This window comes from Pseudomonas sp. TE21435, assembly GCF_056279265.1.
The window spans coordinates 1,373,716-1,399,019 of record NZ_JBWBQZ010000001.1 but is presented as its reverse complement, the minus strand read 5'-3'; the positions used below and the strand labels follow the sequence as shown (position 1 = coordinate 1,399,019).

The following is a 25,304-nucleotide window of genomic DNA, read 5'->3' as shown; positions in this document are numbered from 1 at the left end:
TAGTTCGTTGCAGGCAATGCACGTGCTGCCACCGTTCATCGTCTCTGTCGAACACCTCGGGCGGGCGTGGCTCAACCGGAGGCAATGCCCATTCTTGATAACCGACGAGGTCTGCCATGAATGCCATCGAATTGCTGGAGCAAGACCACAAGAACGTGAAGAAGCTGCTCGACGAGCTGGCGGCCACCACCGAGCGCGCGGTAAAGAAACGTGGCGAGTTGCTGGCGCGTATCGAGCAGGAGCTGAAGATCCACACCGAGCTCGAAGAGCGCATCCTCTATCCGGCCATCAAGCAGGCCGGGGGCCGAGAGGAGGCAAAGATGTACCACGAGGCCAAGGAGGAGCACCGCACGGTCGATTCGCTGGTCCTGCCCGACCTGCTGGGTACCGCCACCGACACCGTCGAGTTCGCAGGGCGGGTCAAGGTGATGAAGGAGTTGCTCGAGCACCATATCGAGGAGGAAGAGGGCGAACTGTTCCCGACCGCCAGGAAACTGCTCGGCAAGCAGGCGCTGGAGGACATGGGGCAGGCCATGCAAGCGCAGAAGAAACTGCTTGGCGCCGCGCAGTCTGCGGCCTGACACCGGGCAGGGCTGGCCATTGTCAACAAAGCCTGGGAGAAGGCCATGAAACAGCAGGATGATCGTCGCCAGCGCAAACCTGCGGGCGAAGCCGAGCGTGACAATGACGCCCATCGGCCGGACGGCTCCACCGGTACCCAACATGACTCGACGGCGCAGAAGGCCGCGCGCGGCAAGGGCCGGCGCCCGGGCTGACGCCGGCGCCGGCCCGGCCTGTCAGCTACGGAAGAAGGCGAGCAGGTCCTGGTTGATCACGTCCGCGTGGGTAGTGGGCATGCCATGGGGATAGCCCTTGTAGGTCTTCAATGTGCCCTTGGCCAGCAGCTTGGCCGACAATGGCCCCGAGTTCTCGTAGGGGACGATCTGGTCGTCGTCGCCATGCATGACCAGCACCGGCACCGTCACTTTTTTCAGCGATTCGGTGAAATCGGTCTGGGAGAACGCGACGATGCCGTCGTAGTGCGCCTGGGCGCCGCCCATCATGCCCTGGCGCCACCAGTTGAGGATCACGCCCTGGTTCGCCTTGGCGCCGGGGCGGTTGTAGCCGTAGAACGGCCCCGCCGGGATATCGTGGTAGAACTGCGCGCGGTTGGCCTTGAGCTGGGCCTGAAGGTCGTCGAACACTGACTTGGGCAGGCCACGGGGGTTGCTGGCGGTCTGGACCATCAGCGGCGGCACGGCGGCGATAATGGCGGCCTTGGGCACCTTGTCCTCGGGATGGCGGGCCATGTAGTGGATCACCTCGCCACCGCCGGTGGAGTGCCCGACATGAATCGCCCCCTCGACACCCAGGTGCTTGACCACCGCCGCCACGTCGTCGGCGTAGTGGTCCATGTCGTGGCCGTCCCAGACCTGGCTCGAACGGCCATGGCCACGGCGGTCATGGGCGACCACGCGGTAGCCTTCGGCGACGAAGAACAGCAGTTGCGCGTCCCAGTCGTCGGCGCTGAGCGGCCAGCCGTGATGGAAGAAGATCACCTGGGCGTCCCGCGGGCCCCAGTCCTTGTAGAAGATCTCGAGTCCTTCCGGGGTTGTGACGTATGCCATTTCGCGTCTCCTGATTCTTGGGTGAGGAGCTGGTGAAGGTGGGCAGTGAGGGGGCACTGGCCACCGGACAACTCTAGGATTAAAGTGCACTTCAAGGTCAATGCATTTGCAAAGGTGCCGCATGAGAATAGGAGAGCTGGCCAAGCTTACGGGCCTGGCCCCTTCGCGTATCCGCTTCTACGAGGCCAGTGGGCTGATCAGCTCGGTCGAGCGCAAGGCCAATGGCTACCGCGACTACGACGCCGAAGCGGTGTGGGTGCTGGAGATGATCACCAACGCCCAGGCCGCCGGGTTCTCGCTGGAGGAGATCCGCCAGTTGTTGCCGGCCAAGGCCAAGGCCAAGGGCTGGCAGCACGATGAATTGCTCGGTGGGCTCAGGCGCAAGGTCGAGGAAATCGAACGCCTGCAGGCGCGCCTGGCACGCAACAAGGCGCAGTTGTTGCTGGTGATCGAAGGGATCGAGAGCAAGCCCGAAGGCATGCAGTGCGTGGACAATTCGCAGCGGGTGCTGGAGCGGCTGCGTGAGGAAATGGCCCAGGAAAAGGCGCGGGTCGCGGACCTGTAGCAGCGCCGCTGCCACAGGGGGCCTGCATCGTTTCAGTCAAGCGCCGCCAATGGCTTGGGCGCATACAGCGCGCTCTGGAACTCGGGCACATACTCGTACTTGACCATCCGCCCCAGCTGCAGGTCACGGATATAGCGCGACAGCTCGCCATCCCCCAGCACCAGTTCCACTGAATCAGCCTTCATGCTGGAGGCATGGCTGACCTGCCGCGAGGTGGCGTAGCCGTAGGCCAACCGGCTCTGGTGATCGAGGTTGGTGAAACTGTTGGTCACAAGGCCTGGCTCGTGGGACAACCCGTCGAGCTTTCTGGCCCTGAACACCACATCCACCTTGCCGGTTCGCGCATCGACGATATCGTAGGTCACCGCCTGGGCATCCTCGCGCCGGTCGATCCCGGTCAGCCACTTGGGCAGGTTGTAGCCCACCACGCCGCGCACCCGAGCAAGCTCGGTGTTGACCGGCAGCTTGAGCACATAGCCCCAGAAATCATTGGCCATCGATTGTCGCACCAGGCTTAAAGGCCCCAGGTTCGCTGAGCCGGGCCTGTTGGTAATGATCGACACGGCCACCTCGTTGTAGCTGTCGTTGTCGCAGTAGTCGTAGGTGTAGGCGGTGAACGCCACCAGGCCGCGCCCCAGCCACACCTGCAGGGGCTGCACCTGCTCCAGCACGGCGGCGGGCATCAGCGCCCGCAGGCGTTCGAGATCGGCGGTGTAGACGGCGGTGACACGGCTGTTGCGGTAGTAGAAGTTCGGCGAGTACGACGCGAAACCCATGTCGACCCGAGTCTTCTCCAGGCCCTTGAACCAGCTCAGGTCAATGTCCGGCGCCTCGGCCTGGATCACTGGCAGCGGCGGGTTGGAGCGGTAACGGTCGTACAGCCCGCCCTTGAGCACGGGTACCGGGTGCCCGGCGATGTCGATCTGCGTTGTGGTGGCGTGCTCAGGGAGGCCATTGGCGGCGTGGGTGACGGGTATCAGCAGGGCGCCGGCCAGGGCGGTGGCGGTTCCGAGTTTCACGGTGCTGTATCTCCAGGGTAGATGATGTCGGGGCTGCGTAATCACCCTAACGTTCAACCCAACTTGAGAGTCAATGGCGAAATTTTTGCCGGTTCAGGGCTTGACCTTAAAGTTGACTTTAAAGCTAACGTCTGCGGCACCTACTTGTTGAGGTATTGCCGATGGACGTGTTCTCCCCCCTGACCCTGCCCAATGGCGCGGTCATTCCCAACCGCATTGCCAAGGCCGCCATGGAAGAAAACATGGCCGACGCCAACCATGCGCCCTCCGACCGACTGATGCGCTTGTACAAGGCTTGGGCGCAGGGTGGCGCCGGCCTGCTCATCAGCGGCAACGTCATGGTCGACAACCGCGCCATGACCGGCCCCGGCGGCGTGGTGCTGGAGGATGACCGGCACCTGGCGCGTTTTCGCCAGTGGGCCGCCATCGGCCGCTCGAAGGGTGCGCAGTTCTGGTTGCAGATCAACCACCCCGGCCGGCAGATGCCTGCGAGCCTGGGCCAGGAAACCTGGGGCCCGTCGGCCGTGGCGCTGGACCTGGGCAGCATGTCCAGGCATTTTTCCACCCCGCGGGCGATGACCCACGAAGTAATCGACGATGTGATCCGCCGTTTTGCCAACACCGCGCGGCTGGGGGAGCAGGCGGGTTTCAGTGGGGTGGAAATCCACGCGGCCCATGGCTACCTGCTCAGCCAGTTCCTTTCGCCCCTGAGCAACCAGCGTACCGACCAGTGGGGCGGCGCCTTGGAAAATCGCGCGCGACTGCTGCTGGAGGTGGTCAAGGCGGTGCGTGCAGTGGTGTCCCCCGGCTTCGCCGTGGCCGTCAAGCTCAACTCGGCGGACTTCCAGCGCGGCGGCTTCAGCGCAGACGATGCGCGGCAGGTGGTGGCCCTGCTCAATGAGCTGGCGGTCGACCTGGTGGAGCTGTCCGGTGGCAGCTACGAAGCCCCGGCGATGCAGGGCCAGGCCAGGGATGGCCGCACGCTGGCGCGCGAGGCGTACTTCCTCGACTTCGCCCGGGACATCCGCACGGTGGCGAAGATGCCGGTGATGGTCACCGGGGGCATCCGCCGCCGACCGGTCGCCGAGCAGGTGGTGCACAGCGGGGTCGAGATGGTCGGTATCGGTACCGCGCTGGCCATCGCGCCGGCCTTGCCCCGTGACTGGCAGGCGGGGGAGGAGGCGGTACCGGAACTGCGCCCGATCACCTGGAAGAACAAGGCGCTGGCCTCGCTGGGCAATATGGCGATGGTCAAGTTCCAGTTGCGCAGGCTGAGCGAAGCCAAGGCGCCCGATCCGCAGGTGGCGCCCTGGTGGGCGCTGCTGCGCCAGCAATGGAGCGACGCCGCCCGTGCCAGGCAATATCGGCGGCACATGGCGCGGCAGTGAAGCCAAGGAGATGTGATAATGGCCGGGCTATCACAAGAGGCACACCATGCTGACCATCTCCAACAACGTGCAGGTACCGGATGCCGAGATCGAGCTGAGCTATATTCGCGCGCAGGGCGCCGGCGGCCAGAACGTCAACAAGGTCTCCAGCGCCGTGCACCTGCGCTTCGACATCGCGGCCTCGTCGCTGCCCGCCTTCTACAAGGAGCGACTGCTGGCATTGCGTGACAGCCGCATCACCGCTGACGGCGTGCTGATCATCAAGGCCCAGCAGTACCGCACCCAGGAACAGAACCGCATCGACGCCCTGGAGCGTCTGGCCGAACTGATCATCGGCGCCGGCAAGGTCGAGAAGAAGCGCCGGCCGACCAAGCCGACCCTCGGTTCAAAGACCCGCCGCCTCGACTCCAAGTCCAAGCGCGGCACGATCAAGGCGGGGCGCGGCAAGGTGGACTTCTGAGCTTGGCCAGGCCACCTATGCCTGCCTGTAGCATTCATGAATAAAAAACAGGATTGAAATTACCAATTGCACTGATGAGCAGGATCAATTTAGGGATCGGTCACGGGCTACTTACCCTTTTCGAGGCGCATCAAGACGCCTGAAAGAACCTTTAGGAGTACCGCATGATCCCTTTGCTCAAGCTGTTCCAACCCGGTCGCCTGCTGGTGGCGAGCAGTCTCGCCGCCAGTCTGCTGTCACTGTCCGTGCAGGCCGCGACCCTGACCCGTGATAACGGCGCGCCGGTGGGTGACAACCAGAACTCACAGACTGCCGGCCCCAACGGCTCGGTGCTGCTACAGGACGTGCAACTGCTGCAGAAGCTGCAGCGTTTCGACCGTGAACGCATCCCCGAGCGCGTGGTGCACGCACGCGGCACCGGTGCCCATGGCCAGTTCACCGCCAGTGCCGACATCAGCGAGCTGAGCATGGCCAAGGTGTTCCGCCCCGGCGAGAAGACCCCGGTGTTCGTGCGCTTCTCCTCGGTGGTGCACGGCAATCACTCGCCGGAAACCCTGCGTGACCCGCGCGGCTTCGCCACCAAGTTCTACACCGCCGACGGCAACTGGGATCTGGTCGGCAACAACTTCCCGACCTTCTTCATCCGCGACGCGATCAAGTTCCCGGACATGGTTCACGCCTTCAAGCCCGACCCACGGAGCAACCTCGATGACGACTCGCGTCGCTTCGATTTCTTCTCCCATGTACCGGAAGCTACCCGCACCCTGACCCTGCTGTACTCCAACGAAGGCACGCCGGCCAGTTACCGCGAGATGGACGGCAACAGCGTGCACGCCTACAAGCTGGTCAACGCCAAGGGCCAGGTGCACTACGTGAAGTTCCACTGGAAGAGCCTGCAAGGGCAGAAGAACCTCGACCCGAAACAGGTCGCCCAGGTACAGGGCCGCGACTACAGCCACATGACCCACGATCTGGTCGGCGCGATCAACCAGGGCAAGCTGCCGAAATGGGACCTGTACATCCAGGTGCTCAAGCCCGAGGAGTTGGCCAAGTTCGACTTCGACCCGCTGGACGCGACCAAGATCTGGCCCGACGTGCCGGAGCGCAAGATTGGCCAGATGGTGCTCGACCGTAACGTCGACAACTTCTTCCAGGAGACCGAGCAGGTGGCCATGGCGCCGTCGAACCTGGTACCGGGTATCGAACCGTCCGAGGACCGCCTGCTCCAGGGACGGTTGTTTGCCTACGCCGATACCCAGATGTACCGGGTTGGCGCCAATGGCCTGAGCCTGCCGGTGAACCGCCCGCGTGCCGAGGTCAACACCGTCAACCAGGATGGCGCGATGAACGCCGGGCACACCGACAGCGGCGTGAACTACCAGCCGAGCCGTCGCCAGCTGCGTGACGAGCAGGCCGACGCCCGTTATGTGCAGACCCCGCTGAGCGGCAGCACCCAGCAGGCGAGGATCCAGCGCGAGCAGAACTTCAAGCAGGCGGGCGAGCTGTTCCGTTCCTACGGCAAGAAGGACCAGACCGACCTGATCAACAGCCTCGGCCAGGCCCTGGCGACCGCAGATGAGGAGAGCCGCTACATCATGCTGTCGTTCTTCTACAAGGCGGATGCGGACTACGGCACCGGCCTGGCCAAGGTGGCCAAGGCCGACCTCGAGCGGGTCCGGCAGTTGGCGGCGAAGCTGCAGGACTGAGCGGCCACTGCTGCCCAGATCCATTGACATGACATGAACCTGCGGGAACGGATTCATCGGGGCAGCCGGATCGCCGCGACCACCGGTAAATCCGTTCCCGCACGACGACCATGTTGTCCGGCGCGTCTTATTTTCTGGTGAGCTTGTCACCCGGCACATGCAGATACGACATCACGCTTTCGGTCAGCTCCGTGGCCAGTTTCACCGCCTCCTTGTTGCGCGCCATGACCCCGGCCACCAACCCTTCGATCAATGCCAGCACGGCGATGTTGGAGCTGGTCAGCACCGGATGATCGGCGGGCGCGTACAACACATGGTGGGCCATGGGCGCCAGCGGCGAGGCGGGTGAGTCGGTGATCGCCAGTACCGTTGCGTTGCGCTCATGGGCGAAACGCGACAGTTGCAGGGTGTCCTGCGAATAGCGTGGCAGGGCGATGGCCAGCAGCACGTCCTGCTCGGTGATCGCCGCCAGGCGGTAGGCGGCATTCTCGTTGCCACCTTCCATGCTGATGGCACAGGTGTCCATGCAGAACGGCACCAGGGTCGAGGCGGCCAGCCCGGCCAGGTATACGCTGTTGCCGAAGCCCAGCACGTAGACCTTGCGCGCCGCGATCAGGCTGTCGACGAACGCCTCGAAGGCATCGGCCTGGTTGTTGCTGGCGGTGGTCGCCAGGTTGCTGGTGGCGCTCTGGATCTGCTCATGCAAGCCAAAGTCGCCGCCCGGGCGTTGGGCCAGCTCGTTACGCAGCTTGTCCACCGGCGAGACCATCTGTTGCAGGGTGCTCACCAGCTCGGCCTTCATGCCGCTGTAGCCGCCCAGGTCCAGGGCCTTGGCCAGGCGATTGACCGCCGCCGGCGAGGTCGCGGTAGCCTGGGCCATGTCCTCGATGGTCAGGGTCGCGGCCTTCAGCGGGTGGCGCAGGATGTACTCGGCGACCTTGCGCAACGACGGTGGCAGTTCGGCCAGGCTCTCCGACAGCTTGCGCATGACCGGCGCGGCGTAGACCGTGGTGTTCTTGGTATGGCTCGACATCCGGCGCGAGGCTCCCTGTGAATTGCCGGGTAGTGTATCCCAAGGCGCTCTGCGGCGGGCCGCCACAGCGCGCCACGGGGGTCACTTCAGGCTGCCGGCGAGGAACTGGCGCAGGCGCTCGGACTGCGGCCGCGCCAGCACCTCGCGCGGGTCGCCGCGTTCCTCGGCCAGGCCCTGGTGGAGGAATAGCAGCTGGTTGGACACCTCGCGGGCAAAGCCCATCTCGTGAGTGACCACGACCATGGTCCGGCCCTCCTGGGCCAGGTCCTGCATGACCTTGAGCACATCACCGACCAGTTCCGGGTCGAGCGCCGAGGTCGGTTCGTCGAACAGCATCACCTCGGGCTCCATGGCCAGCGCCCGGGCAATGGCCACCCGTTGCTGCTCGCCACCGGACATGTGCGCCGGGTAGGCGTCGCGGCGATGGCTGACGCCGACCTTGGCCAGGTAGTGCTCGGCTTTCTCGCGGGCTTCCTTGCGGTTCATGCCGAGTACGTGCACCGGGGCTTCCATGACGTTGTCCAGGGCGCTCATGTGCGCCCACAGGTTGAAGTGCTGGAAGACCATGCTCAACCGCGCCCGCAGGCGCTGTAACTGGCGTGGGTCCGCCGCGCGCAGCCCGCCACGGGGGCACTCGCGCAGCTTGAGCTGTTCGCCGTTGACCAGGATCTGCCCGGCGTTGGGTTGCTCGAGCAGGTTGATGCAGCGCAGGAAAGTGCTCTTGCCCGATCCGCTGGAGCCGATGATGCTGATCACGTCGCCGGCATCGGCCTGCAACGAAACGCCCTTGAGCACCTGGTGGTTGCCGTAGCTTTTGTGCAACTCGTGGATATGCAGTTTGTTCATCAGACGGTACTCGCAGGGTTCAGTCGCTGAGCAGGCGACCTTGGCGGATGGAGGTGTTGCCGGCAACCTTGGCCAGCCACAGGCCGGGCTGGGCGAAGCGCAGGCGTTCACGGGCATAGAGGATGCCGTCGGTGGTGGCCCTGACCACGCTGTGGCGGTCGCTGAGCGGGTCGAGCACTTCGAACAGCGGATCACCCACGCGCACCAGCGCGCCTAGCGGCTGCAGGTAGCTGACCACGCCCGCGTGCTCGGCGTAGGCGTATTGCGCGCCAGCGAAGGGCGTGGCTTGGCAGCAGTGTTGCGGGGCGGCCGGCCAGGGGCCGCGGATCATGCCCTGGTCGGCGAGGTAGCCGAGGATCTGCTCGGCGCTGGCCTGGCATTGCTCACGCCCGGTGTCGGCCATGCCGCGCAACTCGATGGTGGTCGCAACGCAGGCCAGGGGGATCTCGGCATCAGGGTAGTACTCGCGCAGGTGCAGCCAGGGCGCGGCGCAGGCCTCGTCGAAGGCATCGCCACCGGCGCCCTCGGCCAGCAGCGCCGCTTGCGCGCCGAGGCGAGCCGCCAGCGGACGCAGCTGCGCCCAGTGTTGCGGCATGGCGTACAGCAGCATCACCGACTCGAAATCGCAGTGCAGGTCCAGCACCAGGTCGGCGTCGCAGGCATGGCGCAGCAGCAGGCGGCGCAGGCCATCGAGCTCCGAGTGTGGCGCGGGCAGTTCATCAAGGAGTTCGAGCATGGCCCGGCGGATAGTCGTGACGTTGGCCTGGCCATCGCCGCCCAGGCGGCCTTCGAGGTGCGCGGCCAGCGCTTCGGTCAGTGCCGGGAAATCGCGATTGAAGTTCTTGCCGCTATTGAACTCGAAGCGGCCCTGGTGGGTGGCTTGGAACATCTGGCCGATACCGATCGGGTTGGCCAGGGGCACCAGTTCGATCACCGCGTCCAGCAGGCCCTGCGCCTCGAGCTCCAGCAACCTGCGCTTGAGTTCGATGGCCACGCGCATCCCGGGCAGTTCATCGGCGTGCAGCGAAGCCTGGATATAGGCCTTGCGCGGGCCGTTGCCAAAGCGCAGCACGCGCAGCGAACGCTCGGTGCCGCAGGCGCTCCAGGGCAGGGTATGGTCAATGTGCTGCATGAAAGCTCCTTAGTGCTTGCGCGGTGCCAGGTAGGCCAGCCAATGGCGCTCGGCCAGCTTGAACAGGCGCACCAGCATGAACGTCAGGGCCAGGTAGATCAGCCCGGCGGTGATGAAGGCCTCGAAAGGCAGGTAATAGCGTGCGTTGAAGGTCTTCGCCGCCCCGGTGATGTCCACCAGGGTGACGATCGACGCCAGGCTGGTGGTCTGCAGCATCATCAGTACTTCGTTGCTGTACTGCGGCAGGGCGCGGCGCAAGGCCGAGGGCAGCAGGATGCGCCGGTACAGCGTCAACCGTGACATGCCCATGGCACGGGCAGCCTCGACCTCGCCCCGGGGCGTCGAGCGCAGGCTCCCGGCCAGCAGCTCGGCGCTGTAGGCGCTGGTGTTGAGGGCGAAGGCAAGGCAGGTGCAGAACGTCGCGCTGGAGAGGTAGGGCCACAACGGGCTCTGGCGCACGGCCTCGAACTGGGCCAGGCCGTAGTACACCAGGAACAGCTGCACCAGCATCGGCGTGCCGCGGATCACGTAGGTGTAGAGCCAGGCGGGGTAGCCCAGCAGGCACGTGCGCGAGACACGCATCAGCGCCAGGGGGATCGCCAGCGCCAGGCCGCAGGCCAGCGAAATCAGCAGCACCTTGAGGGTCAGGGCAACGCCGTTCAGGTACAGCGGCAGGTTCTGCCAGATCAGTTGATAGTCGAGCGTCATCGGGCAGCTCCCCTAGAGTTCGGCGGCTTTGAAGCCGACCGAGTAACGTTGTTCAACACCGCGCAACAGCAGCAGCGACACGCTGGTCAGCAGCAGGTACAGCGCGGCCACGGCGAGGAAGAAGGTGAACGGCTGGTGGGTGGCGTCGGCGGCGTTCTTGGCCTTGAACATCATGTCCTGCAGGCCGATCACCGAGATCAGCGCGGTGGACTTGGTCAGCACCAGCCAGTTGTTGGTGAAGCCCGGCAGCGCCAGGCGCACCATCTGCGGCAGGCTGATCCGCCAGAACACGTGCAGGCCGCTCATGCCGTAGGCGGCGCCAGCCTCGGCCTGGCCCTTGGGGATCGCCAGGAAGGCGCCGCGAAAGGTCTCCGAGAGGTAGGCGCCGAAGATGAAGCCCATGGTGCACACCCCGGCAACGAACGGGTTGATGTCGATGTACTGTTCGTAGCCCAGCGCCAGTGCCAGGCGGTTGACCAGGTCCTGGCCGCCGTAGAACACCAGCAAAATCAGCACCAGGTCGGGGATGCCGCGCACCACCGTGGCATACACCTCGCCCAGTGCCGCCAGCCATCGCAACGGTGACAGCCGGCAGGCCGCACCGAACAGGCCCAGGCCGATGGCCAAGGCCATCGCCAGCAGTGCCAGGCTGATGCTCAGCCAGGCGCCATCGAGAATGCTCGATCCATAGCCATGAAGCATGATGAAAACCCTCGTCGGCCGGCGTTACTGGCCGTAGATGTCGAACGGGAAGTACTTGCCCTGCACCTGCTGGTAGATGCCGTTGGCGCGGATCGCGGCGATGGCGGCGTTGAGCCGCGCGAGGTTGGCGGTGTCGCCCTTGCGCACGGCAATCCCGGCGCCGCGGCCAAAATAGTGAGGGTCGCCGATGTCCGGGCCGACCAGGGCGAAGCCTTGGCCCGCCGGGGTCTTGATGAAGCTTTCCTCGGTGTTGACGATATCGGCGAGGGTGGCGTCCAGGCGCCCGGAAACCAGGTCGAGGAAGGCTTCGTTCTGCGAGGCGTAGCGCACGATCTCGACGCCCGCCGGTTCCAGTTGTTCGGTGGCGAAGCGGTCATAGGTCGAGGCCCGCTGCACGCCCACTTTGCGGCCCTTCAGGTCCACCATCGGGGTGTCCAGGCGGCTGCCGGCCTTCATCGCGAACTTGCCGGGGGTGTGGTAGTACTTGTCGGTGAAATCGACCGATTTCAAGCGATCCTCGGTGATCGACATCGACGACAACACAGCGTCTATCTTGCGTACCTTCAGCGACGGGATCATGCCGTCGAACTCCTGGATCACCCACTGGCACTTGACCTGCATCTGCGCGCACAGCGCGTTGCCGATGTCGTAGTCAAAGCCGGCGAGCTCACCTTCTGGGGTGCGGTAGGAAAAGGGCGGGTAGGCGGCCTCGATGCCGATGCGCAGGCTGGCATCGTCGGCCTGGGCGAAGGCGCTGCAGGCACAGAGTGCCAGCGCGCCGAGAAGTCCGGTTTTATTCATTTTGTTGGCTCCGGTGGGGGCGTTACCAGCCATGGCCCGAAAGGAACCATGGGTTGGGTGCGGCCTGAAAATGACACGATTCATATCACAAATCAATATAGTGAAAATAAATGTGTCAGATCAGCGCTCGCCTTGAGGTCGCCGTCCTTCTTCCTGAGCTGCTCGATCTTGCGGATCACACCCAGCGTTCTGGCCTCCAGCCTGCCGGCGGTTTCCAGATACTGCTCGAGATCGATAGGACACATTGCGCTGAATTGGGGGCGGAATGCCTTCGGCTGATGCTACATGGTACGTACTGCAACTGCCTGAAAATGGCCTGAATAAGTCAATTGTTTCATGCTTGATACGTACTGTTGGTGTACTGAACGGTAGGCTCGCCTGCACCACCAGATCGAGTGTGGGAATGGACAAGCATGGCGCCGGGTCAGGCAAATGAGCAGGGTCTTCTTATAAAGCGCGGGCCCGGCAGACAGCCCCCGGTATTGGGGCCGCCTCCCCAATGTTCTCGGGTTGTTTGGCTAACCCGTTGATTTAAGGGCGTTTGTTTAATGGCATAACGCTTGCTTCCCCCTCCACAGAACCGTGATTCCTGTGGAGGTGCAGCATGACCATTCCCCTCGAAGGCGCTACCCCATGCGTGCCGGCATGAACCGCAAGCTGCGCCCTGCATACCTGGGCTTGCTGCTGGGCACCGCGCTGATCGGCCTCGGCGTGGCCTACGAAAAGCTCTGGTGCGACCCCCGCGAACTGCTGCAGGAGGCCGCCGATCCCCAGGCCCTGCACACGCTCAGCCGCGATGGCGTCACCGTTGAGTTCGAGGCGCGCCCCCTCAGCGGCGGTGAACTGCGTGAGGGCGACTTTGCCAATATCCGCTTCAAGGTCAGCGACCAGACCAGCGGCCAGCCGCTGTCGGGCATGGCCCCCGGCGCCTGGCTCGACCCCGCGCAGTCGGCACCGGTCGGCGACCGCGACAGCAGTTGCAAGGCGCGCGTGGCGTTGTTTCTCAAAAGCAGCATCGGCGCTCGTCCTTTGCTCGATCTGAACAGCTACTTCCTGCTGGTGTTGAACAAGGACGCCAGCCTGACGGTGATCGACCCGACCGTGTCGGTGGGCGGGGTCACCAGCACGCTGGCGCGCATCGACCTTCCGGGGCGGCCCATGGACTGGGTGGCCACCGGCGATGACAAGCAGGTGTTCGTGTCCATGCCCGAACGCAACCAGGTGGCGTTGATCGACACCGAGACCTTCACCCGCGTTGCCACCCTGGAGGCCGGCGAGCAGCCGCTGCGGGTGGCGCTGCAACCCGACCAGCGCCTACTGTGGGTGGGCAACAACAGCCATGACCCGGCCAAGGGCGGGGTGACGGTGATCGACGTGCCCAGCCGGGCCAAGCTCAAGTCGTTCGTCACCGGCTCCGGCCACCACGAGATAGCCTTCAGCGCCGATTCGCGCTTTGCCTTCGTCAGCAACCGCGACGGCGGCACCCTGAGCGTCATCGACACCGCCCAGATGCGCCTGGTGAAGACCCTCGAAGTCGGCCCGCATCCGTTGTCGGTGGCTTACTCGCCCTTGTCGCAGGCAGTGTACGTGGTCGATGGCCAGGAGGGCACGGTACGGGTGATCGACGCCCGCAGCCACACCCTGCGCCACACGGTCAAGGCCGAGCAGGGCCTGGGGCCGATGCGCTTCAGCCAGGATGGTCGTTATGGCGTGGTGCTCAACACCCTGGAGAACCAGGCGCTGGTGATCGATGCCAGTACCGACCAGGTGCTCCATCGGATACCGGTGGCCGCCGAGCCGTACCAACTGACCTTCACCAAGGCCTACGCCTATGTGCGTGGGCTGGCTTCTTCGAAGGTGAGCATGATCAACCTGGCAAGCCTCGGGCAGGGGCGCGAACCGATCGTCCAGGGCTTCGAGGCCGGCCCGGCTGCGCCGCGCCAGGCCGGCGACCTGCCGTTGGCCCAGGGGGTGAGCATTTCCCGCGACGACAACTCGGTGTTCGTGGTCAACCCCGTGGACAACACCACCTACTTCTACGCCGAGGGCATGAACGCGCCGATGTCGGGCTACAACAACCGCGGCCACCAGGCCCGCGCCGCGCGGGTCATCGATCGCAGCTTGCGCGAGCTGGCGCCCGGGGTGTACGGCTCGACGGTGAAGCTGCCGGCCGCCGGCACCTTCGACGTCGCGTTCCTGCTCAATCAGCCGCAGATCATCCACTGCTTCAGCACCGAAGTCGCGGCGTTGCCGCAGTCGGGCGTGCCCAAGCGTGCCCGCGCCGAGTTCATCGGCACCGACCAGCCGCTGCTGCAGCACACCCCCTACCTGGCCCGGGTGCGCATCCTCGGCGAGGACGGAAAACCACGCCCTGGGCTTGGCGACCTGAGCTTGCGCTACTTCCTGGCGCCTTCGTCGCTGCCACGCAACGTGGCACTGGTCGAAGTGGGCGAGGGGCTCTACCAGGCGCCGCTGGAGCTGGCCGAGGCCGGCGCCTGGTACCTGCACGTACAGTCGCCGAGCCTCGGGCGTGCCTTCACCGAAGAAAACTACACCAGCCTGCGCGTCCTGCCGGCCGCCGAGGCGCCCACCGCTTCCCAAGGGGAACCCAGGAGTGTGCGATGAACCGTCTGCAGGGTGGAAAACTGCTGGGCCTGAGCCTGCTGTTGGCGAGCAACCTGGCGCTGGCCCACGCCGGCCACGATCACGGCGGCACGCCCGCGCAACCACCGGCCGCTCACCAGGAGAAAGCCAGCGTGCGCTTCGCCGATGTGGCGCTGCTCGACCAGGACGGCATGCCGGTGCGCCTGGAGAAGGACCTGGTGGGCGATCACCTGGTGGTCATGGGGTTCATCTACACCAGCTGCACCACGGTGTGCCCGGTGGTGTCGTCGATCATGAGCAAGGTCCAGCAGCAGTTGGGTGGGCGGGTGGGTGAGGAGATCCGTCTGGTGTCGATCAGCGTCGATCCACAGCGTGACGATTCCAGGCGCCTGGCCGGTTACGCCCGGGCATTCCAGCACGGGCCGGGGTGGAGCTGGCTGACCGGTTCACCCTATGCCATCAGCGAAACGCTCAAGGGGCTGGGCAGCTTCAGCGCCAACCTCAGCGAGCACCCGCCGTTGATCCTGGTGGGTGATGGGCGCAGCGGGCACTGGACGCGCTACTACGGCTTCACCGACCCCAACGTACTGATCGGTGAGGTCAACCGCCTGAGCGCGCGTCGCGTGCACGCCAAGAGCACCGCCATCGCCGGCCAGGAGGTACAGCCATGAGCGCCCACACCTCCCGCCATGCCAGCATGCGCAGCCTTGACTGGCTGGTGCTCGGCGCCTGCCTGTGGATCCTCGCCTCGGTGGCGTTCGCCCACGAGGGCCACGCGCCGACGCCACAACCGGCGCCGCAGACCATGACCAGCGGCGGTGGCACCCGCGATGCGCAGACCTGGTTCACCGACACCGTGCTCAAGGACCAGGACGGCCGAGAGCTGCGTTTCTACAGCGATGTGCTCAAGGACAAGGTGGTGATACTCAACGTGATCTTCACCCACTGCAACGATGCCTGCCCACTGATCACCCGCAAATTGCGCGAGGTGCGCGAGGCCATGGGCCCGGCACTGGCGGCGCAGGTGACGTTCGTGTCGCTGAGCAGCGATCCTCTGAACGACACGCCAGAGGTACTCAAGGCGTTTGCGCAGAAGCAGGGGGTGGATGGTCCGAACTGGCTGTTCCTGACCGGCGACAAGGCCAGCGTCGACCTGGTGCTGGGGCGGTTGGGCCAGTTCCTGCCCAGCCCCGAGCAGCACTCGACGCAGTTGATTGCCGGTGACGTGGCGGGCAAGCGCTGGAGCAAGATCCGCCCCGACGCGCCACCCGCGGCGATCGCCCAGCGCATGCAACTGCTGGCACAGCCGTTGGCGGGGCGCTGACATCATGGCCGCCGCTGCCAAGTGGGTCCTGCTCCTGTTGTGGTGGTGCCTGTGCGGGGCAGTGCAACTGAGCGAGCAGGAACTCGCCGGCAAGCGCCTCTACCGCGAAGGCGTCTCCAGCAGCGACGCCCAGTTGCTGGCCCGGGTCGGCCCCGGGGACATGCGCGTGCCGGCCAGCGTGCTGCCCTGTGCTGGTTGCCATGGCAACGACGGGCGCGGCCGCAGCGAAGGCGGAGTGCGCCCGCCGAGCCTGGACTGGCAACGCCTGGCCCTTGGCTCCGGCAATCGCGAGGCCAACAACCGGCGCTACCCGGCCTACACCGATGCCAGCCTGGCGCGGGTCATCCGCAGCGGCACCGACCCCGCCGGCAATCGCCTCGACCCGGCGATGCCACGCTTCGACCTGAGCCTGGCCGACCAACGCAATCTCACCGCCTACCTCAAGCGCCTGGGTGAAGACCGTGACCCCGGCGTGGAGGAGGGCACCTTGCGCCTGGGCACCTTACTGCCCGAACAGGGCCCGCTGTCCGAGGCCGGGCGGACAGTGCGGGCAGTGCTGGAGGATGGTGTCGCGCAGTTGAACCAACAGGGAGGCATCCATGGGCGACGCCTGCAACTGGTCGCGCTGGACCCCGGGCAGGACCCGGCCAGCACCGCACAGGCACTGGACACGCTGACGCAACGAGAACGGGTGTTCGCCCTGGTCGCGCCCCTCGCACCACTGCTCGACAGCCGCCAGCTGGAGCAGGCCGGCCTGCCCCTGATCGGTGCCACGCCGCGTAGCGGTGGCAGTGCGCAGGTGTTCGATCCCTTGCCGGGCGTGCCCGCGCAATTGCTCAGTGTGGCGCTGCATGCCCGTGATGCCCTTGGCCTGGCGCCCGCTGCCTTGCGGGTGGTGTATGCCGGCGCAGAGCAGGCCGATGCGGCGCAGGTGCTGCAGCAGCGTTTGCTTCAACTGGGGGGCGCTACCGCGCCGCCCCTGGCGTTCATGGGCCAGGCCCCGGACGGCGAGGGTATCCTCTTCCTCGGCCACGCCCAGGCGTTCACCGCGCTGGCGTCGAGCCTGCAAGCAAGCGGGCGCAATCCTTACCTGTTCGCCGCGTCGGGCCAGGTGGCTGGTGCCGTGCCGGGGTTGGCGCCGTCGTGGTCGCAGCGGGTGCTGCTGGCCTATCCCTTCGTACCCGGCGACTGGACCGCGCAAGGCCGGGCGACCCTTGCCGGGGTGCAGTTGCGCCAGGGGCTGGAGCCGCGCCAGGCATCGTTGCAGGTCACTACCCTGTGCGCCTGGCAGTTGTTGGTCGAAGCCTTGAAGCTGATAGGGCGCGACGCCAGCCGTGAGCAGTTGCTGGTCGCCCTGGAGCAGTTGCATGACATCGATACTGGCCTCACGCCGTTGCTCGGTTTCGGCCCCGGACGCCGCCACGGCATGACAGGTGCGCATGTGGTGGAGGTAAGCCTGCCGGGGCCTGGTTTCATTGAAGTGGCGCCGTACCGAGCGGTGCCGGATAGCCCTTGAGATTCAGGAGAAGATCACCATGCGCACCCTGATTGCCTGCCTGTTGTCGCTGCTCGCCCTGGCCAGCCACGCCGACACCCCGGCGGCGCGGGTCAATGGCGTGGAGATCGGGGTGCTACGCCTCGAACGCTACTTCAGCGAATACCTCCAGGCCCAGGGGCGGGCGGTGGCGAGCATCCGCAACCCTAATCTTTACCAGCGCCTGCGCGCGCAGGCCCTGGATGAACTGATCGACAAGGAACTGCTTTGGCAGGAGGCCCAGCGCCAGGGCATCGACATCAATGATGCGCAGGTGACGGCGCGGGTCAGCGAGGTTGAGGCGGCCTTCGGCAGCCCCGCGGTGTTCGAGCAGCGCCTGGCGCAAGCCGGCTTCGATCGGGCAGGCTTCGCTGACTACACTCGACATGAGATGGCCGCCCAGCAGGTTTTTGCCCGGCTGAGTGCAATCAAAGAACCCAGCAGCGCCGAAGTTGCGGCCTTCCATCAGGCCAACTGGCAAAGACTGCAAGGAATGCAGAACCAAAGTGATAATACTTCTGTCCTACCAGAACACGGCCTGCGCCTGGCCAGGGACGCGCTCGTCGCGCAACTCCAGGCCCAGGCCCGGCAAGCCGTACGCCAACGTTTGCGTGATTCCGCTACAGTGGAGCGCGTCGACTGAGGGGCGTGCAGGGCTTTCCCCATAGTTGGGGAAACCCTTCAGGGCAATGTGCCATCATCTTCCCCGATTATGGGGAACGGCCAGCCGACAAGGTCTGGGGTGACCGACGAGCTTCAACGATATCAGCGACTTGAAAGCGGTAAGCAGTGAATTTTCATGCCTGGCACGAAGCATGCTCAAGCCTCTACAAGGCCGCACTTCGCAGACCGGGAGACCGGGCAGTTCATGGGAGTGGACCTTGGTGAACAGAGTATTGGTAGTCGATGACGAACAGACCCTTGCGCAGAACCTGCAAGCCTATCTGCAGGCGCAAGGCCTGGAGGTCCATCTCGCCCACGACGGTACCACGGGTATCGAAGAGGCCGAGAGACAGGTACCGGACGTGATCGTGCTGGATTACCGCTTGCCCGACATGGAGGGGTTTCAGGTCCTGGAGACCGTGCGCAGGAACAGGCAATGCCATTTCGTGCTGATCACCGCCCACCCGACCGCCGAGGTCCGTGAGCGGGCCGCCGAACTGGGCGTGACCCATGTCCTGTTCAAGCCGTTCCCGCTGATGGAACTGGCCCGCGCCGTCTTCGACCTGATGGGCATCGAGCGCCAGCGCAGGAGCACCGACCAGCCGGCCGAAGGGTACGTCGAACGACGCCAGAACAGGAACGAGTCGTTCCCCTTGCAGTTGTACGATGGCAGCTGGGTCCTGGCCGACCGCCGACGCAATGGCGACAAGCCTGGCAAACCTGACGACGAACAACTGCTCACCGGGGAATAGCGGCGCCCAAGGCCCCCAGGCCCGCGGCGCCGCCCCTGAGCGGAGTCGCAGGCCATGTCCCAGGCATTCGATAAAGACCCACTGGACCCATCGCGGGGCTACCCCCGCGAACTCCTGGCCCAGGCCCGCCAGCAAGCCGGCCAAGAGCGTCTTCTGGCCTGCCTGGAACACCTGTCCAGCGACACCCCGGCCACCTTCACCCAGCGCCTGGCCACCACCCTGCATTACCCGGTGCTCGCCACCCAGGCCCTGTTCGCCTGCGCTCCGGCCTTCGACCGGGTCAGCCTGGCGCAGTGCCTGAAACACGAATTCGCCCTGGTCGAACACGACGGCGAGCGGGTCGGTGTGTTCGCCGACCCCTTCGACAGCGCCCGCCTGGCCTGGATCGACGACCGCCTGCAGGGCGCGCCGCTGTACCTGGCCCACGCCGCCGACCTGGCCGCGTTCCTGGCCCGCCACGAGGAAAGCTTCCACGCCGTAGAGGCCCTCGGCCACGAGGCTGAACCCGGCAGTGAGGCCGACCCGCTGCAGCGCCTGTCGCTGACCAGCATCAGCGAAGACCAGAGCCGCGTGGTCAAGCTGGTCAACTCCACCCTGTACGACGCGCTCAAGCTGCACGCCAGCGACATCCACTTAGGGATGACCGGCCAGGGCCTGACCATCAAGTACCGTATCGACGGCGTGCTCAACGGTGCCGGCAAGGCCAGCGGCAGCGCCTTCGCCGAGCAGGTGATCTCGCGGATCAAGGTAATGGCCGAGCTGGACATCGGCGAGAAGCGCGTGCCCCAGGACGGTCGCTTCAAGGTGGCCATCGGCGAGCGGCAGATCGATTTCCGCGTCTCGATCATGCCCAGCATCTTCGGCGAGGACGCGGTGCTGCGGGTGCTGGACAAGCAGGACCTGTCCGACCAGGTCAGCGGCGTGCAGCTGCAGGCCCTGGGGTTCGAGGCGCAGACCTTGCAGGCCCTGCGCCGGCTGGCCGCCGAGCCCTACGGCATGATCCTGGTCACCGGCCCCACCGGCAGCGGCAAGACCACCACCCTCTACGCCATGCTCAGCGAGATCAACCATGGCATGGACAAGATCATCACCATCGAGGATCCGGTCGAGTACCAGCTGCCCGGCGTGCTGCAGATCCCGGTCAACGAGAAGAAGGGCCTGACCTTCGCCCGCGGCCTGCGCTCGATCCTGCGCCACGACCCGGACAAGATCCTCGTCGGAGAGATCCGTGACCCGGACACCGCGCAGATTGCCGTGCAGTCGGCGCTGACCGGGCACCTGGTGTTCACCACCATCCACGCCAACAACGTGTTCGACGTGATCGGCCGCTTCAGCCAGATGCAGGTCGACCCCTACAGCTTCGTCTCGGCGCTCAATGCCGTGCTGGCCCAGCGCCTGGTGCGCCTGGCCTGCCCGCACTGCGCGCAGGCCTGCGACCCGGATGACGACTTGCTGGCCGCCTCGGGCCTGACCCGTGATGCGGTGGCCGGCTGGCGCTTCGTGCGCGCCCAGGGCTGCGGCCAGTGCCGTGGCAGCGGCTACCGCGGGCGCAGCGCGATTGCCGAACTGTTGCACCTGGACGACGACCTGCGGCAGATGATCGTCGAACGTCGCCCGCTCTCGCAGATCAAGCAGCTGGCCTGCCAACGCGGCCTGCGCCTGTTGCGCGCTTCGGCCGTGGACCTGGTCCGCGATGGCCGTACCACACTCGAGGAGATCAACCGTGTCACATTTATCGCCTGATCGGTATTGCGCGGTGCTCGGCGCCGAGGGTGTCGGCCTGGGCCATTGGCACGGCCGGCAGCATCAATGGCTGGGCAGCCGCGCGTTCGCCTGCGACGCCGCCCAGCCGGCCTGGGCCTCGGCACTCCAGGCCCTGGCCGGGCTGCTGGGTGAGCATCCGGCACGCGGCGCGCAGTTGCGCGTGCTGCTCTCGGCCCGCTACAGCCGCTTCTGCCTGGTGCCCTGGAGCGATGCCATCGGTACCCCGCGCGAACTCGAGGCCTACGCGCGGGCCTGTTTCGAGAACCTCTACGGGCAGCCTCTGGATGACTGGCGCATCGTTCTATCGCCGGAGCCGGCCGGCGCCGCGCGCATCGCCACGGCGCTGCCCGAGGCGCTGCTCCAGGGCCTGCAGGCACTGGGGCGGGAAAGCCGCCTGAGCCTGCGCTCGGTGCAGCCGTACCTGATGGCCGCCTACAACCGCTGCTCGGCGCAACTGGCCCAAGGCGACTTCCTGTTCGTGCTGGCCGAGCCGCGCCGCAGCGTGCTGCTGCTGGCTTCAGGCGGTGCCTGGCAGCAGGTGCTGGCCCAGGGCTGCGCCGACAACGACCAGGCCCTGCAGGCGCTGATCGAGCGTACCTGCGAACTGTATGGCGAGCAGTTGCCTCGGGTGTACCTGCACGCACCGGGGCGCACGGCAGCCTCGCAACTGGCCGCGGTGCAGCTGTGCGCCGCCAGCGCCGAAGCCGATCCGTTGTGCGCCATGTGGCGGGCGGTGGCCTGACATGCGCCGCCTCGACCTGGAATTCCAACCCCGCCACAGCAGCCCCCTGGCCTGGTCGTTGCTGGCCCTGGGTGGCGCCGTGCTGGCCGTGCTGGTGCTGGCCCAGCAGCAACTGGTGAGCGAGCAGGTGCACCTGGAAGGCCGCGTGCACCAACTCGAACTCAAGCTTGGCCGGCGCCCGGCCACCGCCGCGGGGCAGAGCAGCGCGGTGATCCGCGAGCAGGCCGAGCGCCTGGCGCAGATGCGCAGCGTCTCGCAGCAGTTGCAGCGGCCATGGCAGCAGCTGTTCGCCATGCTCGAGGCGATGCCGCAGGAAGACGTGGCGCTGCTCAGCCTGACCCCCGACGCCCGCAAAGGCCAGGTACGCATCAGTGCCGAGGCGCGCAACCTCGAGGCCATGCTGCAGTACCACCAGCGCCTGGAGCGCAGCGCCGAGCTGTCGGACGTGTCGCTGCTCAACCACGAGGTGGTGGCCGGGCAGGTCGAGCATCCGGTGCGCTTCAACCTCACCGCCACCTGGGAGACCGGCCATGCGCGTCCGTAGCCTGATCGTCCATGAAGCGCTGCGGCGCCTGGGCCGGGCAGGGCTGGCCGCGGTGCTGGTCGGCGGCCTGGCCCTGGCAGTCGCCCTGGCCGGGGTGCTGCCCCAATGGCAAGCGGTGCGCGAACTGCGTGCCAGCGAGGCAGATGCCAGCGTCCAGGTGCAGCGCCTGGCGCGTGGCGAGCTCAAGGTGCAGGCCAAGCCCGAGCAGCAGGCGCTGGACGACCTGCGCCAGCAACTGCCCGGCCAGCCCCAGGCCAGCGAGCTGATCGAGCGCCTGTACCACCTGGCCAGCGCCGAGCGCATCAGCCTGGCCCGGGGCGAGTACGCCCTGGGCGTGGACCCGAAGACCCAGCTGGCGCGCTACCAGATCGTCCTGCCGGTGCGCGGCAGCTACCCGCAGATCCGTGGCTTTCTCAAGGCACTGCTCGGCCAACTGCCGACCTTGGTGCTGGAAGACCTCGAACTGCAACGCAAGCGGATCGGTGACCGGGAACTGACCGGCCGTGTGCGCATGACCCTTTACCTGTCGAGGTCGTGATGAACACTCAGCGTGCGGTGATGTGGGCCGGGTTCCTGGGGTTGAGCGCGGCGCTGGCCTGGGCGCCGGGGCGCTGGTTCGGCGTGGTGGAGGATGAGCTGGCAGGCCCTGTCGCGGAGCAAACCCGCCCCCAAGCGACACCCACGAACGTGGCAGCGGGCTTGCCCCGCGATGAAGCCAAAAGCCCTTCACGCGACCTGTTCCCCAGCCAGCAATGGACCCCACCCCAGGCCCTGGCCACCGTCACCGAACAACCCGTGGTCACCACCCCGGAGCCCGCCGCACCTACCGCCCCGACGCTGCCGTTTCGTTTCATCGGTCGCATGGGTGAGCGCGACGACCTGCAGATCTTCCTGCAGAGCGGCGAAAAGCTCTACGTCGTGCGCCAGGGCGATGTGATCGACGACACCTACCGTCTGGACCGCGTCTCGGCCACCGAGCTGAGCCTGGTCTACCTGCCACTGCATCAGCCACAGACCCTGTCTGTCGGGAGCGCACCATGAAACCGTCGAAGTTGTGCAAGCCTGCGCCGTTCGTGCTCCTGGCCCTGTGCGTGGCCATCGCCGGATGCGGCTCGAGCGCCGCGCGCAAGGACAGCCAGGAACTGATCAAGGAAGGCCAGTACGAGGCCGGTATCGCTCGCCTGGAAGAAGCCCTGCGCGAAGATCCGCGCGACACCGAGCTGAACATCGCCCTGGCCCACGGCCGCCAGGCCGCGGTCGAGGCGCTGCTGACCCAGGCCGACAGCGACCGCGTGCGCCACGACTTCGCCGGCGCGCGCATGGGCTACGGTCGGGTGCTGACCATCGAGGCCAACAACCGCCGCGCCCAGGAGGGCATCCGCCAGCTGGAGCTGATCCGCACCCTCGACGACCGTGTCGCCCTTGGCCAGGCGGCGTTGCGCCAGGGTGATCTGTTCGGCGCCGAGCGCTACATGCGCGAGGTGCTGCGCCTCGACCCGCAGAACCAGAAGGGCCAGATGCTGCGCAGCGACATCGAGAACGTCCAGGCCCGTACTGCCACGCCTTACCCGCAACTGCGCAGCAAGCTGGAGCGCCCGGTCACCCTGGAGTTTCGCGATGCCGACCTGAAGACCATCTTCGAGGTGCTGGCCCAGGTCGCCGGGATCAACTTCATCTTCGACAAAGACCTGCGCCCGGACATGAAGGCCACCATTTTCGTGCGCGAGGTGCGCATCGAGGATGCCGTGGCCCTGCTGCTGGAGCAGAACCAGCTGCGCCAGAAGATCGTCAACGACAACACCTTGCTGCTCTACCCGGACTCGCCGCAGAAGACCAAGGACTACCAGGAACTGGTCATGCGCACCTTCTACCTGACCAGCATCGACGCCAACACCGCGCTGAACATGGTCAAGACCATGCTCAAGACCCGCGACGTGTTCGTCGACGAGCGCCTCAACACCCTGACCATGCGCGACACCCCCGACGCCGTGCGCATGGCCGAGAAGCTGCTGCAGTCCCAGGACCAGTCCAACCCCGAGGTGGTGCTGGAAGTGGAGGTGATGGAAGTGGCCACTTCGCGCATCCTCGACCTCGGCCTGCAATGGCCCAACACCTTCGGCGTGCTGACCAGCGACGGCAAGTCGGTGAGCGTGCTCGACCAGCTGCGCGGCATCGACTCCAGCCGTATCAGCATCTCGCCGGCGCCGCAGGCCAAGATCAATGCCCAGGACAAGGACATCAACACCCTGGCAAGCCCGGTGATCCGGGTCAGCAACCGCGAACAGGCGCGCATCCACATCGGTCAGCGGGTGCCGATCATCAGCGCCACCTCGGTGCCCTCGACCCAAGGCCCGGTGATCACCGAAAGCGTCACCTACCTGGATGTCGGCCTCAAGCTCGAAGTGCAGCCCACCGTGCACCTGAACAACGAGGTGGCGATCAAGGTGGCCCTGGAAGTGAGCAACGCCACGCCCCTGGAGGCCACGCGCCAGGGCACCATTCCGGTCCAGGTCGATACCCGCAACGCCCAGACCAGCCTGCGCCTGCACGATGGCGAGACCCAAGTGCTGGCCGGCCTGGTGCGCAACGACCACAACGCCAGCGGCAACAAGATCCCGGGACTGGGAGACATTCCCGGCCTGGGCCGGCTGTTCGGCAGCAACAAGGACGACATGAGCAAGTCCGAACTGGTGCTGGCGATCACCCCGCGCATCGTGCGCAACCTGCCTTACCAGAGCCCGTCTGACATGGAGTTCGCCACCGGCACAGAATCGGCCCTGCAGGTGCGCCAACTGGCGCAACCGGCGCCGGCCAGCGCGCTGCCCGCCGACGCCCCGGCTGACGAGCCAGCCGCGGCGCCGCTGGTAGAGGGGCAGATGGCCGTGGTGCCTGCCGCCGCGAGGCCACGGCCATGACACGCCGCCAGCAGGGTTTCAGCCTGATCGAAGTGGTACTGACCCTGGCATTGCTCGGGCTGCTCGCCACCATGGCCGCGCCCTTGACCGAGACCGTGGTGCGCCGGGGCAAGGAGCAGCAGCTGCGTGAGGCCCTGTATCAGCTGCGCGACGCCATCGACGCCTACAAGCGCGCCTTCGACGCCGGCTACATCGAGAAGCGCCTGAACGCCAGCGGTTATCCGCCGAACCTGCAGGTGCTGGTGGACGGCGTGCGCGATGTGCGCAGCGCCAAGGGTGCGAAGTTCTACTTCCTGCGTCGCATCCCCCACGACCCGCTGCGCGCCGCCAAGGACGACGACCAGGGCGGCTGGGGCCTGCGCGCCTACGACAGCGCGGCCGACAGCCCGCGTGAGGGCGAGGATGTGTTCGACGTGTATTCCAAGGCCAGCGGCAAAGGCCTGAACAACGTGCCCTACGGGCAATGGTGACGGC

At 66.1% G+C, this 25,304-nt stretch carries 27 protein-coding genes; 19 read left to right on the top strand and 8 right to left on the bottom strand.

The annotated features are described in order from the left end of the window. Positions 1 to 116 precede the first annotated feature (116 nt). Entirely contained in the window at positions 117 to 581 is a 465-nt protein-coding gene (locus ACZ9C1_RS06465) for a hemerythrin domain-containing protein (RefSeq protein WP_102685251.1), read from the top strand. Positions 582 to 626: 45 nt separating this feature from the next. Next, positions 627 to 776 (top strand): hypothetical protein, encoded by a 150-nt coding sequence (locus ACZ9C1_RS06460; RefSeq protein WP_277504297.1) that lies wholly within the window; start codon positions 627 to 629, stop codon positions 774 to 776. Positions 777 to 797: 21 nt separating this feature from the next. On the opposite strand, the gene ACZ9C1_RS06455 is transcribed toward ACZ9C1_RS06460, so the two are convergent. Next, entirely contained in the window at positions 798 to 1,628 is an 831-nt protein-coding gene (locus ACZ9C1_RS06455) for an alpha/beta fold hydrolase (RefSeq protein WP_476253767.1), read from the bottom strand. A gap of 121 nt (positions 1,629 to 1,749) precedes the next feature. Between ACZ9C1_RS06455 and ACZ9C1_RS06450 the strand changes: the two genes are divergently transcribed. Further along, positions 1,750 to 2,193 (top strand): MerR family transcriptional regulator, encoded by a 444-nt coding sequence (locus tag ACZ9C1_RS06450; protein ID WP_476253766.1) that lies wholly within the window; start codon positions 1,750 to 1,752, stop codon positions 2,191 to 2,193. A gap of 32 nt (positions 2,194 to 2,225) precedes the next feature. Here ACZ9C1_RS06450 and ACZ9C1_RS06445 read toward each other — a convergent pair whose 3' ends face one another. Continuing rightward, positions 2,226 to 3,176 (bottom strand): acetoacetate decarboxylase (ADC), encoded by a 951-nt coding sequence (locus ACZ9C1_RS06445; protein ID WP_457377712.1) that lies wholly within the window; start codon positions 3,174 to 3,176, stop codon positions 2,226 to 2,228. Positions 3,177 to 3,373: 197 nt separating this feature from the next. Here ACZ9C1_RS06445 and ACZ9C1_RS06440 point away from each other — a divergent pair, with 197 nt between their 5' ends. The 3 genes from ACZ9C1_RS06440 to katB all read left to right on the top strand — a co-directional run bounded on the left by ACZ9C1_RS06440 (position 3,374) and on the right by katB (position 6,766). Then, positions 3,374 to 4,600, top strand: a complete 1,227-nt coding sequence (locus ACZ9C1_RS06440) for an NADH:flavin oxidoreductase/NADH oxidase family protein (protein ID WP_476253765.1) — start codon at positions 3,374 to 3,376, stop codon at positions 4,598 to 4,600. 46 nt (positions 4,601 to 4,646) lie between these two features. Next, positions 4,647 to 5,060: an alternative ribosome rescue aminoacyl-tRNA hydrolase ArfB gene (arfB, locus tag ACZ9C1_RS06435; RefSeq protein ID WP_102685255.1), complete on the top strand. Its 414-nt coding sequence runs from the start codon at positions 4,647 to 4,649 to the stop codon at positions 5,058 to 5,060. Positions 5,061 to 5,224: 164 nt separating this feature from the next. Next, a complete protein-coding gene (gene katB / locus ACZ9C1_RS06430) occupies positions 5,225 to 6,766 on the top strand; it encodes a catalase KatB (protein ID WP_476253764.1) in 1,542 nt (513 codons plus the stop codon). A 127-nt stretch (positions 6,767 to 6,893) separates the two neighbouring features. Here katB and ACZ9C1_RS06425 read toward each other — a convergent pair whose 3' ends face one another. The 6 genes from ACZ9C1_RS06425 to ACZ9C1_RS06400 form a co-directional block, all read right to left on the bottom strand. After that, positions 6,894 to 7,799, bottom strand: a complete 906-nt coding sequence (locus ACZ9C1_RS06425) for a MurR/RpiR family transcriptional regulator (RefSeq protein WP_476253763.1) — start codon at positions 7,797 to 7,799, stop codon at positions 6,894 to 6,896. An 81-nt stretch (positions 7,800 to 7,880) separates the two neighbouring features. Further along, positions 7,881 to 8,645 (bottom strand): ABC transporter ATP-binding protein, encoded by a 765-nt coding sequence (locus tag ACZ9C1_RS06420; RefSeq protein WP_102685258.1) that lies wholly within the window; start codon positions 8,643 to 8,645, stop codon positions 7,881 to 7,883. Positions 8,646 to 8,664: 19 nt separating this feature from the next. Further along, positions 8,665 to 9,777 carry a succinylglutamate desuccinylase/aspartoacylase family protein gene (locus ACZ9C1_RS06415; protein WP_476253762.1) on the bottom strand — a complete coding sequence of 371 codons (1,113 nt, stop codon included), beginning with the start codon at positions 9,775 to 9,777 and terminating at the stop codon, positions 8,665 to 8,667. Positions 9,778 to 9,786: 9 nt separating this feature from the next. After that, positions 9,787 to 10,485: an ABC transporter permease gene (locus ACZ9C1_RS06410; RefSeq protein ID WP_102685260.1), complete on the bottom strand. Its 699-nt coding sequence runs from the start codon at positions 10,483 to 10,485 to the stop codon at positions 9,787 to 9,789. A gap of 12 nt (positions 10,486 to 10,497) precedes the next feature. Next, positions 10,498 to 11,187: an ABC transporter permease gene (locus tag ACZ9C1_RS06405; protein ID WP_102685261.1), complete on the bottom strand. Its 690-nt coding sequence runs from the start codon at positions 11,185 to 11,187 to the stop codon at positions 10,498 to 10,500. A 24-nt stretch (positions 11,188 to 11,211) separates the two neighbouring features. After that, a complete protein-coding gene (locus tag ACZ9C1_RS06400; RefSeq protein WP_102685262.1) occupies positions 11,212 to 11,988 on the bottom strand; it encodes an ABC transporter substrate-binding protein in 777 nt (258 codons plus the stop codon). Positions 11,989 to 12,633: 645 nt separating this feature from the next. Here ACZ9C1_RS06400 and ACZ9C1_RS06395 point away from each other — a divergent pair. The 13 genes from ACZ9C1_RS06395 (at position 12,634) to ACZ9C1_RS06335 (ending at position 25,300) form a co-directional block, all read left to right on the top strand. Continuing rightward, positions 12,634 to 14,613 (top strand): cytochrome D1 domain-containing protein, encoded by a 1,980-nt coding sequence (locus tag ACZ9C1_RS06395; RefSeq protein ID WP_277505614.1) that lies wholly within the window; start codon positions 12,634 to 12,636, stop codon positions 14,611 to 14,613. Then, positions 14,610 to 15,263, top strand: coding sequence for an SCO family protein (locus tag ACZ9C1_RS06390; RefSeq protein ID WP_139671166.1), 654 nt, complete (start codon positions 14,610 to 14,612; stop codon positions 15,261 to 15,263). Before ACZ9C1_RS06395 ends, ACZ9C1_RS06390 begins: the two co-directional genes overlap by 4 nt. Then, complete coding sequence (locus ACZ9C1_RS06385) at positions 15,260 to 15,916, top strand: SCO family protein (protein WP_277504278.1); 657 nt, start codon at positions 15,260 to 15,262, stop codon at positions 15,914 to 15,916. The genes ACZ9C1_RS06390 and ACZ9C1_RS06385 overlap by 4 nt, the downstream gene beginning before the upstream one ends. 4 nt (positions 15,917 to 15,920) lie before the next feature. Then, a complete protein-coding gene (locus ACZ9C1_RS06380) occupies positions 15,921 to 17,432 on the top strand; it encodes a cytochrome c/ABC transporter substrate-binding protein (protein ID WP_476253761.1) in 1,512 nt (503 codons plus the stop codon). A gap of 19 nt (positions 17,433 to 17,451) precedes the next feature. Next, complete coding sequence (locus tag ACZ9C1_RS06375) at positions 17,452 to 18,093, top strand: SurA N-terminal domain-containing protein (protein ID WP_476253760.1); 642 nt, start codon at positions 17,452 to 17,454, stop codon at positions 18,091 to 18,093. 238 nt (positions 18,094 to 18,331) lie between these two features. Beyond that, entirely contained in the window at positions 18,332 to 18,865 is a 534-nt protein-coding gene (locus ACZ9C1_RS06370; protein ID WP_476253759.1) for a response regulator, read from the top strand. Between the two features lie 54 nt (positions 18,866 to 18,919). Beyond that, positions 18,920 to 20,608 carry a GspE/PulE family protein gene (locus ACZ9C1_RS06365; protein ID WP_476253758.1) on the top strand — a complete coding sequence of 563 codons (1,689 nt, stop codon included), beginning with the start codon at positions 18,920 to 18,922 and terminating at the stop codon, positions 20,606 to 20,608. Next, a complete protein-coding gene (locus ACZ9C1_RS06360; protein ID WP_139671151.1) occupies positions 20,589 to 21,371 on the top strand; it encodes a hypothetical protein in 783 nt (260 codons plus the stop codon). Before ACZ9C1_RS06365 ends, ACZ9C1_RS06360 begins: the two co-directional genes overlap by 20 nt. 1 nt (position 21,372) lies before the next feature. After that, complete coding sequence (locus ACZ9C1_RS06355; RefSeq protein ID WP_110704238.1) at positions 21,373 to 21,915, top strand: pilus assembly protein; 543 nt, start codon at positions 21,373 to 21,375, stop codon at positions 21,913 to 21,915. Continuing rightward, positions 21,902 to 22,453, top strand: coding sequence for a type 4a pilus biogenesis protein PilO (gene pilO, locus ACZ9C1_RS06350; protein ID WP_198754290.1), 552 nt, complete (start codon positions 21,902 to 21,904; stop codon positions 22,451 to 22,453). The genes ACZ9C1_RS06355 and pilO overlap by 14 nt, the downstream gene beginning before the upstream one ends. After that, a complete protein-coding gene (locus ACZ9C1_RS06345) occupies positions 22,453 to 22,956 on the top strand; it encodes a hypothetical protein (RefSeq protein WP_102685108.1) in 504 nt (167 codons plus the stop codon). The genes pilO and ACZ9C1_RS06345 overlap by 1 nt, the downstream gene beginning before the upstream one ends. Further along, complete coding sequence (locus ACZ9C1_RS06340; RefSeq protein WP_046855690.1) at positions 22,953 to 24,830, top strand: secretin N-terminal domain-containing protein; 1,878 nt, start codon at positions 22,953 to 22,955, stop codon at positions 24,828 to 24,830. Before ACZ9C1_RS06345 ends, ACZ9C1_RS06340 begins: the two co-directional genes overlap by 4 nt. After that, positions 24,827 to 25,300, top strand: a complete 474-nt coding sequence (locus ACZ9C1_RS06335; RefSeq protein WP_258600835.1) for a type II secretion system protein — start codon at positions 24,827 to 24,829, stop codon at positions 25,298 to 25,300. Before ACZ9C1_RS06340 ends, ACZ9C1_RS06335 begins: the two co-directional genes overlap by 4 nt. Positions 25,301 to 25,304 lie beyond the last annotated feature (4 nt).

Bases quoted from the DNA above. Each gene is read 5' to 3' on its own strand.
- ACZ9C1_RS06340 (WP_046855690.1), top strand. From the start codon at position 22,953: ATGAAACCGTCGAAGTTGTGCAAGCCTGCGCCGTTCGTGCTCCTGGCC.
- ACZ9C1_RS06400 (WP_102685262.1), bottom strand. From the start codon at position 11,988: ATGAATAAAACCGGACTTCTCGGCGCGCTGGCACTCTGTGCCTGCAGC.
- ACZ9C1_RS06390 (WP_139671166.1), top strand. From the start codon at position 14,610: ATGAACCGTCTGCAGGGTGGAAAACTGCTGGGCCTGAGCCTGCTGTTG.
- ACZ9C1_RS06395 (WP_277505614.1), top strand. From the start codon at position 12,634: ATGAACCGCAAGCTGCGCCCTGCATACCTGGGCTTGCTGCTGGGCACC.
- ACZ9C1_RS06460 (WP_277504297.1), top strand. From the start codon at position 627: ATGAAACAGCAGGATGATCGTCGCCAGCGCAAACCTGCGGGCGAAGCC.
- ACZ9C1_RS06375 (WP_476253760.1), top strand. From the start codon at position 17,452: ATGCGCACCCTGATTGCCTGCCTGTTGTCGCTGCTCGCCCTGGCCAGC.
- ACZ9C1_RS06440 (WP_476253765.1), top strand. From the start codon at position 3,374: ATGGACGTGTTCTCCCCCCTGACCCTGCCCAATGGCGCGGTCATTCCC.
- ACZ9C1_RS06385 (WP_277504278.1), top strand. From the start codon at position 15,260: ATGAGCGCCCACACCTCCCGCCATGCCAGCATGCGCAGCCTTGACTGG.
- ACZ9C1_RS06415 (WP_476253762.1), bottom strand. From the start codon at position 9,777: ATGCAGCACATTGACCATACCCTGCCCTGGAGCGCCTGCGGCACCGAG.
- ACZ9C1_RS06335 (WP_258600835.1), top strand. From the start codon at position 24,827: ATGACACGCCGCCAGCAGGGTTTCAGCCTGATCGAAGTGGTACTGACC.
- ACZ9C1_RS06425 (WP_476253763.1), bottom strand. From the start codon at position 7,799: ATGTCGAGCCATACCAAGAACACCACGGTCTACGCCGCGCCGGTCATG.
- ACZ9C1_RS06355 (WP_110704238.1), top strand. From the start codon at position 21,373: ATGCGCCGCCTCGACCTGGAATTCCAACCCCGCCACAGCAGCCCCCTG.
- ACZ9C1_RS06455 (WP_476253767.1), bottom strand. From the start codon at position 1,628: ATGGCATACGTCACAACCCCGGAAGGACTCGAGATCTTCTACAAGGAC.
- ACZ9C1_RS06365 (WP_476253758.1), top strand. From the start codon at position 18,920: ATGTCCCAGGCATTCGATAAAGACCCACTGGACCCATCGCGGGGCTAC.
- ACZ9C1_RS06410 (WP_102685260.1), bottom strand. From the start codon at position 10,485: ATGACGCTCGACTATCAACTGATCTGGCAGAACCTGCCGCTGTACCTG.
- ACZ9C1_RS06405 (WP_102685261.1), bottom strand. From the start codon at position 11,187: ATGCTTCATGGCTATGGATCGAGCATTCTCGATGGCGCCTGGCTGAGC.
- ACZ9C1_RS06450 (WP_476253766.1), top strand. From the start codon at position 1,750: ATGAGAATAGGAGAGCTGGCCAAGCTTACGGGCCTGGCCCCTTCGCGT.
- ACZ9C1_RS06380 (WP_476253761.1), top strand. From the start codon at position 15,921: ATGGCCGCCGCTGCCAAGTGGGTCCTGCTCCTGTTGTGGTGGTGCCTG.
- arfB (WP_102685255.1), top strand. From the start codon at position 4,647: ATGCTGACCATCTCCAACAACGTGCAGGTACCGGATGCCGAGATCGAG.
- ACZ9C1_RS06420 (WP_102685258.1), bottom strand. From the start codon at position 8,645: ATGAACAAACTGCATATCCACGAGTTGCACAAAAGCTACGGCAACCAC.
- pilO (WP_198754290.1), top strand. From the start codon at position 21,902: ATGCGCGTCCGTAGCCTGATCGTCCATGAAGCGCTGCGGCGCCTGGGC.
- ACZ9C1_RS06465 (WP_102685251.1), top strand. From the start codon at position 117: ATGAATGCCATCGAATTGCTGGAGCAAGACCACAAGAACGTGAAGAAG.
- katB (WP_476253764.1), top strand. From the start codon at position 5,225: ATGATCCCTTTGCTCAAGCTGTTCCAACCCGGTCGCCTGCTGGTGGCG.
- ACZ9C1_RS06345 (WP_102685108.1), top strand. From the start codon at position 22,453: ATGAACACTCAGCGTGCGGTGATGTGGGCCGGGTTCCTGGGGTTGAGC.